The 16,005-nt window shown below is 35.9% G+C and carries 15 protein-coding genes; 1 reads left to right on the forward strand and 14 read right to left on the reverse strand.

Going from position 1 to position 16,005, the window contains the following annotated elements; genetic code table 11:
* Nucleotides 1-14 precede the first annotated feature (14 nt).
* The 11 genes from HLI_RS08725 to HLI_RS08775 all read right to left on the reverse strand — a co-directional run bounded on the left by HLI_RS08725 (nt 15) and on the right by HLI_RS08775 (nt 9,400).
* Nucleotides 15-1,916, reverse strand: coding sequence for a pLS20_p028 family conjugation system transmembrane protein (locus HLI_RS08725; protein WP_128524631.1), 1,902 nt, complete (start codon nt 1,914-1,916; stop codon nt 15-17).
* 31 nt (nt 1,917-1,947) lie between these two features.
* Complete coding sequence (locus HLI_RS08730) at nt 1,948-4,437, reverse strand: VirD4-like conjugal transfer protein, CD1115 family (protein WP_128524632.1); 2,490 nt, start codon at nt 4,435-4,437, stop codon at nt 1,948-1,950.
* A 13-nt stretch (nt 4,438-4,450) separates the two neighbouring features.
* On the reverse strand, nt 4,451-5,560 hold the full coding sequence (locus HLI_RS08735) for a hypothetical protein (RefSeq protein WP_115824320.1): 1,110 nt from the start codon (nt 5,558-5,560) through the stop codon (nt 4,451-4,453).
* A gap of 14 nt (nt 5,561-5,574) precedes the next feature.
* Nucleotides 5,575-5,838, reverse strand: a complete 264-nt coding sequence (locus HLI_RS08740) for a hypothetical protein (RefSeq protein WP_115824321.1) — start codon at nt 5,836-5,838, stop codon at nt 5,575-5,577.
* 15 nt (nt 5,839-5,853) lie between these two features.
* On the reverse strand, nt 5,854-6,048 hold the full coding sequence (locus HLI_RS08745) for a hypothetical protein (RefSeq protein ID WP_074736342.1): 195 nt from the start codon (nt 6,046-6,048) through the stop codon (nt 5,854-5,856).
* 67 nt (nt 6,049-6,115) lie between these two features.
* Nucleotides 6,116-6,556, reverse strand: coding sequence for a hypothetical protein (locus HLI_RS08750; protein WP_128524633.1), 441 nt, complete (start codon nt 6,554-6,556; stop codon nt 6,116-6,118).
* 411 nt (nt 6,557-6,967) lie between these two features.
* Complete coding sequence (locus tag HLI_RS08755; protein ID WP_035551829.1) at nt 6,968-7,201, reverse strand: hypothetical protein; 234 nt, start codon at nt 7,199-7,201, stop codon at nt 6,968-6,970.
* Between the two features lie 19 nt (nt 7,202-7,220).
* The gene (locus tag HLI_RS08760; protein WP_128524634.1) at nt 7,221-8,243 is read right to left on the reverse strand and encodes a DnaD domain-containing protein; all 1,023 of its coding nucleotides are present in this window, start codon (nt 8,241-8,243) and stop codon (nt 7,221-7,223) included.
* A gap of 11 nt (nt 8,244-8,254) precedes the next feature.
* Nucleotides 8,255-8,746, reverse strand: coding sequence for a helix-turn-helix domain-containing protein (locus HLI_RS08765; RefSeq protein ID WP_128524635.1), 492 nt, complete (start codon nt 8,744-8,746; stop codon nt 8,255-8,257).
* Between the two features lie 99 nt (nt 8,747-8,845).
* Nucleotides 8,846-9,169 carry a hypothetical protein gene (locus tag HLI_RS08770; protein WP_008590613.1) on the reverse strand — a complete coding sequence of 108 codons (324 nt, stop codon included), beginning with the start codon at nt 9,167-9,169 and terminating at the stop codon, nt 8,846-8,848.
* Complete coding sequence (locus tag HLI_RS08775) at nt 9,170-9,400, reverse strand: helix-turn-helix transcriptional regulator (RefSeq protein ID WP_128524636.1); 231 nt, start codon at nt 9,398-9,400, stop codon at nt 9,170-9,172.
* A gap of 190 nt (nt 9,401-9,590) precedes the next feature.
* On the opposite strand from HLI_RS08775, the gene HLI_RS08780 reads away from it, so the two are divergent.
* Entirely contained in the window at nt 9,591-10,013 is a 423-nt protein-coding gene (locus tag HLI_RS08780; RefSeq protein WP_115895032.1) for a helix-turn-helix domain-containing protein, read from the forward strand.
* Nucleotides 10,014-10,252: 239 nt separating this feature from the next.
* On the opposite strand, the gene HLI_RS08785 is transcribed toward HLI_RS08780, so the two are convergent.
* From HLI_RS08785 to HLI_RS08795, 3 genes are all read right to left on the reverse strand, one after another.
* Nucleotides 10,253-12,853, reverse strand: a complete 2,601-nt coding sequence (locus HLI_RS08785) for a phospholipase D-like domain-containing protein (protein WP_128524637.1) — start codon at nt 12,851-12,853, stop codon at nt 10,253-10,255.
* Nucleotides 12,846-14,375, reverse strand: coding sequence for a hypothetical protein (locus HLI_RS08790; RefSeq protein WP_128524638.1), 1,530 nt, complete (start codon nt 14,373-14,375; stop codon nt 12,846-12,848). The genes HLI_RS08785 and HLI_RS08790 overlap by 8 nt, the downstream gene beginning before the upstream one ends.
* A gap of 235 nt (nt 14,376-14,610) precedes the next feature.
* On the reverse strand, nt 14,611-15,921 hold the full coding sequence (locus HLI_RS08795) for a hypothetical protein (RefSeq protein WP_128524639.1): 1,311 nt from the start codon (nt 15,919-15,921) through the stop codon (nt 14,611-14,613).
* Between the last annotated feature and the right edge of the window lie 84 nt (nt 15,922-16,005).

The following is a 16,005-nucleotide window of genomic DNA, read 5'->3' on the forward strand; positions in this document are numbered from 1 at the left end:
AAACGCGGACCAAGTTAAGATTCAGGCCCGCGTTTCTTAATTTTATTTATCCAGTTCTCCGTAGTGTTTCGAGATAAGTTATACGTCCGTTTTGCACTTTGAACCTTAGGATTATTAGTAAATCGCTCACCCAACCGATCTTTCATATATCCTCCTACAGTTCGCTGCTCTGTTCTATATTGATTAGACATAGGAATATCATCTGTACTTTTTGGAGCTTTTACGTCTGGTGTTTCTAATTTGGCGCTTGCAGCTATTTGGTTTGTCTCTTCCTTAGGTTCATTATCGTTTTCATCTAAACGTGCGCTTCCTGTTTCACTACTACCTATATCTTTCTCTTGTTTTTTATCTTTCTTAGGTTGAGTATATATAGGTTGCTCATTGCTTTGGTTCGATGACGGTACGTCCAATCCTCCTGGGGAATCTTCTTTTGTAGTGTTCATAGAGGACCCTTTCTGAGAAGAAGGATGGGACTGACCCTGAGTTTCATAGCTGGATAAACGATTTCCTGCCTCCGGACTTCTAACTTCTTTTCCTCCCAACGAACCTTTTTGCCCTTCCTGATTGAATGTCATTGGACTTGGCTCTTGTTTTTTACTGTTTCCTTGACTTCTATTTCCTTCAGTTGATGATGAATCATTTTTTCCATCTGTCTTAGATTTCCTCTCATCCTTGCGTCCATAGATACCAGCGACCGCACCAGCTGTCCCGGCACCTGTATTCATCAAGGCTGATACACCACCACTTGTAATAGCTCCTGCAGCTTTCTTCACGGGAGGTCCGAGTGTTTTAGAAGCTAGGTAACCACCCATCGCCACATGCCAGGCATTTTTCAATCCAGCATCAATTCCAAAGAGTTTTTGCACGATATTAGGACCATCAATGACAGCCAAACTTCCTGCAATTAAAGCAATCAGATACCCTAGTCCTTCAAGATTATTATTTATAAAAGTTGTGTAATACATATACACACGTAGACTTAAGAAAATCATGATAAGCGAAGCAAAAATGCTTCCAATATTCTTAATGACCGCTTTCAATCGCTGGCCCGTCGAAATATCCGCATAGGCCATGATTAAGGCCACGATATGATTAAAGCCAAGCTCAAAACAGAGCTTGGCTACTTTAATCGATATTAATATCATGGTAAAAGCCATAACGGAAAGAGTTACGATGGCAGTAAACCAATCCACATGCCACCTGTAATAATTTTCTGGAAGGAAATCAAACAGACCACTTTTTCCTAACTCAACAAGCCCTTCTTCGCCATTTGATTCCAACCCTACTTTGTTCATTACAAGCTTTTGTCCTTTATTTGATAGGCTATCGCCATTAGATTTTTCAAAACTATCGTCAATCGTTTCATTAATGGATATTTTATCAATTGAGTCTGGGCTTATATGATGTTGTTCTTCTACATCTGGATCTGTCCAGTCTGTTTCTTCATAAATGACTATGTCTGTAATATGGTCTTCCATTACTCGATCGGAGGTGGTAAAAGAATCTGTTTGTACTTTCGCTACGTCCATCGCATCTCCAGTAAAGTCATTCACTTTCCCCATTCCAAAAGACAACAGAGTAATCGTCATGATAGATATAAATAGGTTCATTGGAATGTCAGATCGATTCTTTTCTTTATTAAATATTAATCGAAAGCCGATCATTCCCAATGAGATGGCCAGCATAATGTAGAGAGCAGGCTGGATGGTTTCGAGAAAGTTAGTCACGGGATCGCTCGAAAAGAAATCCGTTAAGGTTAAGACCTGATCAACCATTCCTTCCAGACCATCAACAATCATTTTCAAGAATAATATCGTTCCCCACCCTACGATCCTTAACCCAGATGTAAAGATATTATTCGTTGATAAGACTTCGGAAAACCTTAACAATATCTCTAACAGTTCTTCATCGGACACTCCATCACCACCTTTATTATTTTTCCCTTTTTCATCCCTGCTCTACTGGTGTTTCCTGTTCTTCAATTAACTTATCTATTTGTTTGCGAATGTGACTATACACTTGTCGGTTAATTTCTTGGTGATCGCCTAAAAGCTTTAAGTTATAAAGAAAAGCTTCCATAGGTTCATCATTCATTTCCTCCTCACTGTGTTCTAAATGAGGAGCAATTTGTTGGTGGATCAGGGAGAATGTGCTTTTATCAAAGAACTCACCCACTTTTTCCTTCCTCCACCATTCCATAGGTTGTTCTGAATCACTGAATGGTCCATTTTGTGAGTGATTTTCCATATCCTCTACCGCCTCGTCTGTCTGTGCTTTATTAGAATAGCCAGTTTGAAAATCAATAACTAAGTCTGCTGGATGAACATGGCGGTGTGGGGTAGAAATCTCTTCTTCCGTAATTGATCTACCTGGACGGAATTCTGAACTAAGATACGTGTGAGCATATTTCATACTGTATTTTCCTGTATTATAAATAGGAAAGGCACGAATCTTTCTTCCTTTCTTATCACGACGTAATAGCACACGTCGCACTACCGTATCTCCTTCCTCCAATTCCTGCAGTTCATTGGCCGTTAGAAGGTCTCTTCCTTCCGTACTTTCCGTTTTCGACTTATCCAGGGAAAAGGTAGATCCAGACCGTGTTTGAGTATTTAACGTTTGCTTTCCTAACTTGGAAGAAAAATAGGAAGCAGAATCATAGTCCGCACTCAATATATAAATTTCATTTCCGCAGTTACCTCGGATTGTGGCTTGCCCATCTTCTCCATACAAATCTTTTAATTGAGCATAGGATTGAACAACTAAGTGAAAGCGAATGTTTCTTCCCAAACATACCGTAATTTTATTTTCCATATCTGCTATCGCAGGCATATTACCGAACTCATCTAACATGAAGACCACTTCTCGTAAGCACTTTTGTCCTTTGGCAATGGCTGCATTTTTTGATAATACATAATACAATTGGCTAACGAAAATAGACGGTATAGCATGAGTAGACGTATCATAATCCGGTGTAACCATAAACACAGCAATTGGCTTATTGGAGTAAATAATTTCTTTTACTTCAATAATGCCTCTAGCAAAAATATAAGAGAAGGAAACCTTGCCCGTTTCCTCATCTACTTTGTCAATCCGAATTGTCATATTATCCTTTTGAACTTCTTTATCCTTTGAATTTCCAGGAACAGAATCTTGAGAAATCACTAAATGATCTCCAGCTTCTAATGAGGTATTAAAGTTAATGGTCCATGTCCCACTCTCTCCAGATTGATTGATTTCAGTGGTTCCATCCGGGAATGAAATTATTACTTTGGAAAAAGGGCGACCTCGCCCCTTAATACTTTGACCGAAGCCCACTCTTTTTAAATCCAAAGAGTTTTTTGCTGTCATTTTAGCTGTTTCACTCATTGTGAATTTCGTCAATCCATTCATCGCTGTCGTAAAAATGCTTGATCGAGTATTCCCTTTGGAAAAATTACTCGTTGCATATTGACCTTTCGCTACATGGGATTGGGGTAGTTCTTGGAAGAATTGATCCAATGCATTGTACTCTTGGCCATCTTCATCCATTTCATTTCTAGTCCCTAACTCTGAGAGCATGTTGGCGACCGTGTACATCGTAATTTTCTCTTCCATCCCTTCGGTTATGCTTTTCTCTGTAACCGCAAGGATCATAGCATTCACAAGTGATTTAGCTGAATCATCCCACATAGGTTCTTTAGCATTCGGATTGTGGTAAAGCATATGAGTAATGGTTTCGCAAAGAGTTTGAGCTGTAGAATAATCCCCATCCTTATAAGATTGTTTAACCAACTCTAGCAAATTGAAGCTCATGCTTTGCATGGGATTCATTAAGTTTAAGACCTCAACCTCATAACCTCTTCTCTCCAGCGTCTCCCGGCTAGAAGCAAATAACTCGCCTTTAGGATCATTGATGACTAAAGAGGGCTGATATTCAGCACGAGAGTATGCATCTATGGTTGGAATAACATAGGTTTGGCCCTTACCACTCCTTGTCGTACCAATAATTAGATTATTGACAGGTGACGGATCAATAAAAGCTTTGTCCCCTTTTCTAGATAACACAGGGCCTCCTTTACCTTTATATGGTTGTTTTCGATCAGGAATGGCCCTGTACTGTTGTTGAATTTCTTTTCTCGTTGCAAATCTCTGGGAACCTTTTTCGTCCGTGCCTACGGGTTTAAAGTTACTTCTAAGTTTGTAAATCATGTTGGCTATACCGACTAAGCCGATTAAGGCCGCTATTCCATAGTAGAGAGGTTGTTCTTGCATATGAAAATCTGTCAAAAATGAAGCTTTAATTTCTATTGGTTTACTGAATTCTGGGAAAGTCTTTAAGGTTGACCACATGGCATATCCCAAATTCCATACGAAAGTACTGACCAGCATCGTGGATATAAAAAAACAGATGCTTAGGAGAATAAGCACCTGTTTTTTAGCAATGACTGATTTCAAATGAATCACCCTCTTATATATTGTTCTTTTGGCCCTCCAGCTCATCTTGTTGTTCCTTAAGCGAATCGATTTTAGATTGATTTTGATCTTCCGACTTTTTCTCTGTTTCTATTTGGCTGTTTATCTTCGTCAACTGTTCCTCAATTTCTTGATACTCATTAATCTTTTTATTCAGTTCATCATTTTTCGCTTCACTGGCCATCTTTTTTGCATCTTCCAATTGACCAAGCCTCAAATAAGCGATCCCCTTTTGTTTATACAGTTCAGGAGACATCGCCATATCTTGAATATCCACCGCCTGTTTGTATTCCCCATTATGAAAGGCTATTTTAAATTCACCCAAAGGACTTGGATAAGCTTCTTGAAAGGAAATCAATTCTTCCAGACCATGAACTTTCATGACTTGCTCAGCCAGTGAAGAAGAGTTTTCCTTGCCTACATATTGCAAAGCTTGATCATACTTTTTAAGTTCCACCAGAAAATGAAGCAATGTTTTGCGCTCCGATTCCGTTAAGGTTTCCATTCCTTGTAACTGATCAACAGCTTTTTTCTGCTGACCTGTCCAATAACCTTCATAAGCCGTTTTTACATTCTCCGTTTTTTCCAGCTCTTGTGTTGTGGCTCTTAGATCTTTGCCTTGATTGCTTAGAAGTATAAATAGAGTGATGGATGTAACTATGGCTACCACTAATGTGGTACTGATCATACTCACAAAAAATTTGCCACGCTTACCAAGTTGCTTCCAACTCGATTTTTGTACTTCCTTTTCTTTCAATACTCCTGTCATATCAATTTGATAAGATGCTGGTGTATTAGAAGTTAATTGTTGAAGGAAGACATCCCTTTTTGTTTCTTCATTTTTATTTTGCATGGGTAACTCTAAAAGCTTTTGACAAACATGGTCATAAATATTTGATGTTCCTTCTGCTCCCATTTCATATGAGCCGTTGTACAGCTTGTCTCCTTCTTCATTAAATATCATGAAATCTAGCAGAATTGGCTTGGCATTTTTCTTCTTTAATTTAGCATCCAATTCTGCTGTTAGAACGACAATTTCCTGGAAGGAATAAGGGTGAAAGCTTGAAATTTCACCATCCATTTTTGATGTGAATAATACCCTCATAAACCTACACTCCTTTAAAAGATCACCTGACTGTCAATGTATTCAGCGATAGCTGTAGCTCCCATTAGAACGACAAGTCCAACGGCACCACCAATGAACCACACGATAGAGCTTTGGCGGCCTCTAACTCCACCCCAGATAAGATGGTAGGCTCCTATACCAAAAGCAATGGCAGCCGAGATAATACCCAAAAGCTGCATGGCGGTTAAAATTGATGCCCCTGTAGATTGTAAATTACTAATGGCAGCAAGCATGGAATAATCTGCAAAGTACTTCATTAAAATCTCCCCTTATTAAATATTTTTGTTCTTGTTTTCTTCATCCACCCCTTTGTAATGGAGCAATGACTTCATAACGACATCTTGGTTTTGTTGAATGTAGTCTTGATGTTTTTCATGAAGCCACTCGTTGTAAGAAATGTCTTGGATGGTTAGCAGTGTCTGAACTAAGTCTTTTGATTGCTTAAGTTCACGATTAGTAACGCCCATTCACCTTCACCCCCTTTCAAGGTTTTTGTCCATAAAAAAAGAAGCGATCTATTAAAGATCACTTCCATTAGGATGAAGTTTCGTTGATGAATTTTTGTATAGCTTGATCCCTATCTTCAAGGGTTTGGTATTTCTGTGTTTTTAAGGAGATACGGTTCTGTAATTGTCCACCCTCATAATAACTTAGAGATTGGAAGAGTTCACTACCTTCCAAACCTATTTCATTCAGATCCATATCCCCATCAAGAATTTTTTGATTCTGAGCATTAATTTCTTTCACATTAATTTCTTCAATATTCTCTTCCACTACCTTGATATGTTCATCTCTTTTTTCTTCCTCAGACGCATCAGTTACTAAAATATAAACATTGTCACTGTCTTGCAGAGTTTCTTTCATCTCACCTGGTGATAATGACTCGACTTGACCTGTGGCTCCTTGAGATCCGCAACCAACTAGGATTAAAACTACAACAAATCCAGCCAAACCACCGACCCAACGCTTTGCCATCAGATCAATCTCCTCTCAAGTGATTTGTATAACGATTCTAACACCTACTCAAATATAAATCCACATTATGGAAGATAGATCTTTATTATTAATGATTGTTTATGGCGAGATACAATCAACCCTATGTAGAAGGATTATTCTTTCTACAATGCACAACGTTTCTAGCCTATACGAAGAACTTTATGTATCTAGGATAAACTATACAAAGCTTCATCAGTTTATACCTCACTTTATATAAGTAAACCATAATAGATACAACGCTTACCGGGTCACAAGATGCGTTTCACGTAACACGCACCAAACGGTAATCGACTGTTAGGAAAGTTCAATGACCTTTCAGTTTCCTAACGTAGATATATACTTTTCAATGTTCAATATGTGCTATTTAAGCACGTGTTAAAATCGTTATATTTACTTCACAGGTTTCAGCTCACTCATAGGGTTTTTGCGTTTAGCAATGGTTCTGAATTGATCATCTTTTACGGTTCGAATTCGATAATAGATACTGGCCAGCTTTTCAGTAGTACCATGACGATCAACCGCCCAAATACCACGCACATCATATCTTTTTCCTTCAAAGGTTTTTACATTGTCAGCTTGTGAAGCAATGTCATAATAAGCAAAGTGCTTTTTATTTGATTTCACCTTATCTTACCTCCCAAGTTTATGGTTCTCCCGCCACACTAAGCTTCAATTGTTCTAATAAAATGTCTATAGCTGAGCATTTACCATCCCTGATAGAAGCTATATCTTCTTCGGAAAGATTATATCGATCATCAATGGATTCAAGAATATTCTCTCTCGATCTTTTTAGCTTAATCGCTAACTCAATGGTTCGAGCTGTATCTTCGATGCTAGGTTTTTTATTTATATGATGCTTTTCTTGTTCTTCACGGTTTTTAAACCATTCCGGTAATACCTCCTGACTTTGTGATTGTTTGGAATACGTAGCTTTATTAGCCTGCTTGTTCTTATATTCAACTTCTTCAGCATCCGCCTGTTCTACTGTTCGTATCCCTTTATTTATCCAGGATTGAAGGATGCTCTTAACGTAGCCCCATGTCGGTTTATTTCGGTCCAAGGAACGCTTCATAGCCTCCACAATTAATGGATCCCCAAGGTCTTCAACCCATTTCACTATTTCTTCTGAGATTTGAGGACGTATAATCCCAAAGTTGTTTTGGTAAAATTGAATGCTGTCACAATCCAATCGTTCAGAAGTTGTTGTAGTAATGAATTCTTTTACATTCTTAACTTCTTTAAGTTCTCTGCCATTCTTGTATGTGTCTTTCTGCTGTCTCTCTGATGACGAGGAGTTGTCGTCTTGCTGTTTTTCTGCTGTTGTTTTGTTGTCGTATTCTTCATCGTTAGATTGATAAATCCCCCAGTTTTCAACGGTTATTACACTATATTTGTTGGTGGTATTTATACTAATGACACTGTCTTCCTGAAGTATTTTTATATAGTCACGAACGGTGGATTCATTCATACTTAATTCAGAAGCAGCTTTTTTACGGCCAAATATAAATTGTCCAGGTTTAAGAGTAACCTTTTGCCTCCCTACTCTCGATTCTGTACTTTTATGGCTTGCCTTCGTCAGACAATAAATGAACACTTTTAACAACTTCTCATTTTCGAAAATTTCACTATGAAGAATTTTACGATGCAGCTTTAACCACCCCTGCACAACCTCACCTCCTAATTTATTAATCTCTTAGAATATAGAGTTTGGTGATGATCCTTCCAAAGCTTTAGCCAATTGATTTCATATCTTTCACAAACAGTAGCTAAATACAGGGTAGAGAAATGAATAACACCAGTCATAACTTCAGCTGATTTCCGTATGTCATGAATCTTAATAGAGTGCTTATCGTGTAATTTTACAGTTAAATTTACATTAGCTAATACATTAATAGCCTTCTGTAGTTCTTCCTCTAATAGAAGTTGTAAGAGAAAATTATCCTCTTCTACTTCCGGTCCCTCTAAGCGAGAGATCCCCCACCCAACATATTCATTAACAGATTCAAGTGCTAACCAAGGATTGTTATACTTCTCAATAAAGTATTTAGTGGATACAGGAGGAATCTTCCGTTCTCCCCCTTCCTGTTTAGAGATATACTCTCTTGACTGAAACATATCTACAGCTAACTGTTGCTGGGTTTTATTTTTGTTTTTCCTTAAATCCTTCATTAACTGCGCTGATTTGCTTTTATTAATAGTTTCCCCCTCCTTACTTATTGATTTGTACCATTGATTGCTTTCTCAGAGGTATATACTAGATTCATAGAGTCAAACAACACCAAAGTTTCTTTCCGGAGCAATATCATCAGATACATCAACATGATTTCTAATCCATGTAATGACTAAATCCTTGGGGTAAAGTGTCCGGCCACCTACATGAACTTTTGGAAAGTCCTTGCGCTTTAATACGTGAGCATCAAGAGATTGTACACTGACATTAAACACACGCTCAGCTAATTTTGTTCGATCAAGTAAATAGGGTAATTCCATTTCTTTCTGAACATCTTCTTGTGCTTTTTTAGCAATATCATAAAAAATATCATAAACCTTGTTATTAAAATCAGATTCGGGTTGCAGTTTAGCTTCAAACATCTACAACATCTCCTTATAAGTTTTTTGTTCCTTTAAGGAACATTGGTTTTCAAAAAAATTTGTCCACTTGAACTCTAGGGCAAAAGCTATGTCCTTCGCTGTTTCTACTGTAGGATTTTTAACTCCTGATTCAATATGGGTATAATAGCTTCTCGATATGTTTGATTTAATAGCTGTTTGTTTTTGCGTTAAATCCTTCTGAAGTCGAATCTCTTTTAACCACATCCTCAATATATTCACCTCCTAAAGTTCCTTTAAGGAACATCTTACAATGTATTATAAGTTCCTTTAGGTAACATTGTCAACAATATCCATATAATTTTTTTACACTTTTAGGAACTTTTCTTTAAGTTACTTTGAGAAACATTTATAATGGATACATAACACACTTTAATCTAGTGAAAAGCATGGTGGTATAAACATGAATTTTTCAAACAGGCTGAAAAGATGCCGACAAATAAAAAAAGAGGAAAATCCAAATTGGACCCAAGATTATATTGCGAGGCAAATTGGTGTAGCTCGAACAACTTACACAGCATACGAGAGAGGTACCAAAATTCCTACTTTAGATACTGTGAACAAGATCGCTGACCTTTTTGATGTATCCACCGATTACCTTTTAGGCCGATCAGATATTTCAGATTATCAAGTGGATAAAAGCAATGAATTTGATTCAATAAAAGAAGTGAATAAATTGATGGACCAATATGGAATTGAAGATGCAGCTTTTTTTGATTTGGAAAAGTGGAAATCAATGAGTCCAGAGCAGATAAGGGAATTGGAAAGTTACTTTCAATATTTAGTGAAAAAGTCTAAAGAGCTTGAGGAAAAAGAAAATAAATAAAAGCAGGGAACTCCACTAAAGAAGTCCCTGCTTTTGTGTTTAATCAATATAGAGTTTGAAATTCCCCATTATACATCAAGAAAAGCCCCTTTAAAGGAAGACTTGATTTCTAGATATCTTGTATCAAATAATAAATTAATGCACCCGTTACTTTATGTACATTTTTTATAAAATCAGTACAAAAAGATGTCGTTTGAATGCACAGTATCGTTGTACTGTGTAACAAGAAATCGAGAATTTTATTTATAACCCCTAGCAATAATTTCAGGATCACCCTTCTCTAATGCAACTTGTAGGCTATGCTTATAAACATGCTTTTTTTCTCTTATTTTTGAATCACGATTTAAGGATTTCCGATAGACAAACTTTTGTTTTAGCACATTTTTTCGTTGATTATAATAAAGAATAAATCTGGCTAATGGTGCTTGATCATTGGAATTTCGCCATATAATTTTGAAGCTCTTCATTCCTTCCCACTCTTCTACACTTAGCATTTTACATAATAAATTTAATTGCAATAAGTTAAATTCAGCATTTATGTTAACTTCTCTTGAAAGAATTAATTTAGTTTCATCGATAAATGGTTCCTGAACAACAGTAAAAGTAGTTATTGTCCTCAATTGGTGTATAAATTGCTCAAACGTACATATTGGAAATCTAGCTTCTAGAAAGTTTTCAAAATCTGTTTGTTTGACGTGCAAATTCAGTTTATTTAAGTGATTTTGGATTTGCTCCCAAAAGTCTCTATAGGTTTCTCTGATGGGATACACATGTTGATGTATCTTTTTTAGATGTAGAGCTAATTCTTTCTTTTGCATCCGAACTTGATCATAGTTATCCTCGCTTGCTAATAGGTATTCCTTTGCAACGATACTGGATAATAACTTCGTTACTATATCTCGTACTTCCATACTTTCTCCATCTAAAATATTCATCTCACAATAACTTTCCATTGTTTTCGCAATGTCTAAGTTCTCTTGAATTAAATCCCCTGTACTGATAAAGCCAGTATCAACATCATATAGCTTCCATAAGAATCCATTATAAATTGCTATATTTTTTATTAGTATCTCGTTATTAACTTTTTCTAAATAGTCCCGCGAGTGTATACCTCTATGGAACTTCTTAATAAACCGCTTCATTCTTTTCTCTAATAGCTTTACATCCATTTCTTTTATAGTAATTTCATTATTACCGGAGGGTGGGGTTTCCTGCTTCACATCCATCGGTTCCTCACTAGTGTTTTGAAAATGTCGATTCAGTGCACGGATTAAATTAGTAAAGACATCTACCCCACCAATAACCCCATAAGATTTTACTGGTTCCTCTGTCGATACATAATAATCGTCTAAATTATCACTAATGTGTTCCTTATCCCCACGTAATTCTGCTTGTTGGTGTATGTTTGTAGAGCCCCTTTGTTGATTCGCTTGTTCAATATCGTCTTCTGTTAGTATTAACCGATTATTCAAATCATCTAGCAAACCCACAAGTGTTTGATACTCTTCCAAATTTGAATCTTTTTCTAAATAATGGTATGGCGAATCCTTCATATTAGCAAAGGTCTTCAACAACATCTGGGTATCATGATACCAACCAACACATTCTAGGACTTGATTCGGTGTTGTAATCAAAATATCAAAAGTTTCTTTTAATTTGTCTAAATTACGGTCGAACACATAAGTGTAGTAGGATTCAACCTGATCAATCTTCTTTCCTTGTGCGGCACAAACATGAACCTGATCGATTGATATGGTCGATTTTAGCTTTATGGTCAGCTTGTTTTGATCCAATACGCCCTCAATAAATTGAATCGTTTGTTTTTGCTGTTCCTGATTTGCCTCTTCCGGCATAAGTTCAAACAAGTCAGTTAAAGGAACAAAATTAAATTCTTCGTCAAAAAAAGAATCGAACTTACCCTTTGGTCCTTTCTCCGCAATAACCGCTTCCGTATTACCGTCCGCACTTGTTTGTAACAAAGCCTGGCGACTACAGTTGGCACTTCCATATACAATGACCTCTTCCTGCTCACCAATAAATCGAAAAACTTTTCCATGATACCTTTTATGATTATCCTCTGTGAAATTCACTTCATACAAATCAAACCTCGAATCATCCTTTTTAGTTAATGGGAAATTCGTAGTTTTGTTTTGTAAATAGATCGAAACCTTTTCAGGGTTATATTTTTGATGCCAATGATTAATAACTGCAAGGGATTGATCAAAGTATGGTGTCATGCAATCAATTCGTTTAATTACTTCTGGTAAGATCTCACTTAATTGATCTTGTATTGACCTCTCAAGATTCATGAACATCGATAGTGCATTATTTTCCCGATTAAAGTTATTTAAATAGTAAAAAGTCTGTAGTTGAGCCATCAATTCTTCCATCAATTTATTATTACTTGGCTTCGTTTGCCAAAACATACTTAAAGCAGCATTAATGATGTGAAGATGATCTTTATTTCTTCCAACCTCATAGGTGAATACGTTGAATAATTCTTTGTTCGTTATAAATCCAGAAGGGGTTAAATTGCCACTACCAATAATCAGCTTTGCCTTTTTTTCACCTAATAACAAATACACTTTTGGATGAAAAGCATGATTAGTTTCCATTGGTGTTACCAGATAACTTTTTCCGAGTTCGGTGATATTTGGATGTTTAACCGAGTCTTGTAAACTATTATGATCAATAAAGAGCCCAATATATGTACAACCATTATCTAACAAATGACGCAGAATCATCTTTTCAAAAAAAACTAAATCTGTGGAAAAGGATGAAAATAGTGCGACCTTATATCCGTTATGTTTCAACTCTTCTAGTATGTTAATCTTATCCACTTAGTTTCACCTCACCTAAAGGTGTTACATGATAGACGCGCTTTTTTTGCGTAATTAAGCCAAGGTCTTCTAAAATACTCAATCCTTGATATACACGAAACGTATTATATACAGGGGTATCTTCGGCAATTAGGTATAGCTTGCCATTGTTCTCAGTAAAGTGATACGTCTCATTATTAGTCGTAATCATTTTATTTAAAGCAACTTTTTGATGTTGATCAAGAATATAATAATTTAAAATATAACTAATAAACTTGCTTACTGGTTTAGTCTTGTGTCCTTCTATCAACGATGTCCAACTTTGAAAAGAAATACTATCTCTTCCACCAAGGCGAAGCAATTCATAATGAAAATCCTGAAAGTCGGCTCGATTTTGTAACCGCAGATTTACATCTAACATGATTAGTAAGGGCTGCCACAGATGATTTTTCACACTTTTTTCTTGTTCTTCCATATGTTTGAGAAATGTTTCACGCCTATCATATGGAAATGAAAGATCATTTTCCAGATCTTTAACCGTCTGTTGTAAATCATAGCCCTGCTCACTTAATTCCACTAACACCGCAGAAATTAGTTCCGCTTTTGTGAATACTCTTTTGGACATTTTATCTAAAAGATACGTCCATATATTTAGGAGACTATAAGTGAAAAATTGTCTCGCCTGATAAATTTCCCAACCAATAGCAACTTCGTTCACTCCAGCTTGTAAGTTTATTTTATTATGATAAAAGCTATCATACATGTGATGTTGCCAATCTTGAATCGATACTTTCTGCCCGTTAAAGTGGTTAATTAAAATCATGTAATAAAGAAGTGAATCTCTCCGCCATTCCCCTTTTGGGCTTTTGGGTTGTTCTGGCATAAACATGTTTGTGAGTAGTTTTCTATCCTTTGAGGAAGCATCTAATGATGCTAAAGCAGCAACTTTACCATATTCAACTAAGACTTCTCTTGGGACATTTATATCTTGCTTTCTATATGTTTTATAATACGTAGTATCTTTTACGTTAAGCTCAAACGCATCGGCTAACTCTTTTCCAAAAGGTGTTAACCTATCAATGTTAACACCTTTTTTTGCATCACCAGCTTTGGTGACCCCCATTATCTTCATTACGTTTCGATACGTCCCATATCCTCCAAATGGATCCTTTACATACTTTGTATCAACAGAAAATCCCTGTTGATCCGAATTCCATACTTTATATCCATGGGTACTTCCAATCACACTATTAATAGTTCCTTCTCGTTCTTCAGCTTCTGCAATGTTTGCTAGAATATAATACCATTCTTGTTTTTTTAAATAAGTTTTAAAATTTTGTACTGACTTTTTATCCGGCACATTTTCAATAAAATCTTTCAGTACCCATGCGAAGAACGACCAATATCTCGCCCTAGGGGTGATGCTAGTAATTCCAGATTGCAATGTATCCGCAATTGAAATCCCAACATAAAGAATCCCCAAATGGTCTTCCCCATTAATCGTCCTGAAATTATTTGTTGTCCACCTTGGGCCTTGTGTCATTTGTACAGTGGTCACCTCTCTATATTGTAGGAAAGTAAATCTATTATAATTTTAGCACAATCTTAGGAACAGAGATGTTGTCACAGAGTACTAGAGATACTGTACATCAATTGATCCTAATCGTCCTCTTTAACGGAACAAACAACGCAATCCAATCTTCCTGAATTGCGTCCTTTTCTAACACTTCTTATTGCACTTAGATAATTTAATGGAATTACCCAGTATTCAAATTTCATTATAGAGGACGAACACTTCCTGATTTAAGACCAGAATTCACATTTCCATATACCTTTCTTATTTCTCTTTCGTTTTCTAATGCTGTATTCCATTTGGACAATAAGGTTTGAGCTATATAATTAAAATATTGCTCCACATGTGTCTCCATGTGATCTTTATAATCGTTAAAAGAATTATAGGTATTTATATATCTAAAATATGTTTCAAATAAAACTGCATCATCAAAATATGTATCAACTATAAAACAATAGGTTGAATCCTTAGGAAAAAAATACTCAGTCATCTTTTTCAATAAATTAAATTGCTTTTTATCTAATTGAAACCATTCATTAGACAGTAACTTTCTTTTTCCTGGATTATTTTTATCATACCTGTGTTCATTTGCTAATTTGGAAATATATTTTCCTGAAAGTACGACTAAAACATCTGAAATTCGAAGACCGACATGAGTAACAGAATCTTCATTTTCTTTTATTGAGGGAATATCCAATTTTTTGAAGGGGTCTATGGGTATCCCTTCATCAAGAATCAGTTCTGCCGACTGGCTATCAAATTTATTATAAAAGTTCATTTCTGTAATCCACAAGTCAATGTCAAATGTCACCTTGTTCCAATCAAATGAGACTTCATTAAAAGGGGTATCTTGAATAAAATGCTTTGTTTTTCTAATCGTTTGTACTAACCTTTCATAATCCTGTATTTGGTACTTCATTCTTTGAATGTTCTTATTCTTTGTCACAAAAGCTGCCAGGTCTTTCTGAATTTCCGTAAGAACTTCTCTATTTCCCTTATACTTATCAAAGATAGATTGAATTACACTATCACTGGCTTCAAGTTCCAAATATTTCACAAGAGAGTATTTAAAAAGTCGTGCCGATTCTATATATCTTTTTTCTTCTAATTTTAGGATCCACTGTGTCAATCTGTTGTCTGCAACTAGAGACATTTTATTTATAGTAAATAATAAATTGTCAACGTGGTTCTCAAGAAGTATATCAAACAAGGAATTATAAAAATCTAGCTCACGATTTTTAAGACTCGCGATACCATACTTGAAATTCTTGGCCAAAATATCTTTTCCTTTTAATTCTTTATAGTCAGGTAAATTCCTTGAGGAAATATATTTCTTTTCTAACAATTTATAATTCTCTTCAATTTTATGGAGACTTTCCCTATTTATCTTAATTAAGTCAGCAACATAAACATACATGTTGTCACTTCCTAACCGAATTTTTTTCTCTTCATCATAGGGAGTCGTCATCCTAATTGTATCTTGGGGTCCTTTTTCATCAATATATAAGTAATGCATTTTTTCATCCTTTCATATCAGATTAAAATACTTTTTCCCTATTTAAAACCTAATCCATTTTTAGACACCTATCATTCACGTCTT

Origin of the sequence: Halobacillus litoralis, from assembly GCF_004101865.1 — a bacterium.
In the GTDB taxonomy this organism is placed as follows: Bacteria; Bacillota; Bacilli; order Bacillales; family Halobacillaceae; genus Halobacillus; species Halobacillus litoralis_A.

Coding starts and splice junctions, on each gene's coding strand:
- HLI_RS08735 (WP_115824320.1), bottom strand. CDS start 5,560: ATGAGGGTATTATTCACATCAAAAATGGATGGTGAAATTTCAAGCTTT.
- HLI_RS08790 (WP_128524638.1), bottom strand. CDS start 14,375: ATGACACAAGGCCCAAGGTGGACAACAAATAATTTCAGGACGATTAAT.
- HLI_RS08795 (WP_128524639.1), bottom strand. CDS start 15,921: ATGCATTACTTATATATTGATGAAAAAGGACCCCAAGATACAATTAGG.
- HLI_RS08770 (WP_008590613.1), bottom strand. CDS start 9,169: ATGTTTGAAGCTAAACTGCAACCCGAATCTGATTTTAATAACAAGGTT.
- HLI_RS08740 (WP_115824321.1), bottom strand. CDS start 5,838: ATGAAGTACTTTGCAGATTATTCCATGCTTGCTGCCATTAGTAATTTA.
- HLI_RS08750 (WP_128524633.1), bottom strand. CDS start 6,556: ATGGCAAAGCGTTGGGTCGGTGGTTTGGCTGGATTTGTTGTAGTTTTA.
- HLI_RS08780 (WP_115895032.1), top strand. CDS start 9,591: ATGAATTTTTCAAACAGGCTGAAAAGATGCCGACAAATAAAAAAAGAG.
- HLI_RS08765 (WP_128524635.1), bottom strand. CDS start 8,746: ATGAAGGATTTAAGGAAAAACAAAAATAAAACCCAGCAACAGTTAGCT.
- HLI_RS08745 (WP_074736342.1), bottom strand. CDS start 6,048: ATGGGCGTTACTAATCGTGAACTTAAGCAATCAAAAGACTTAGTTCAG.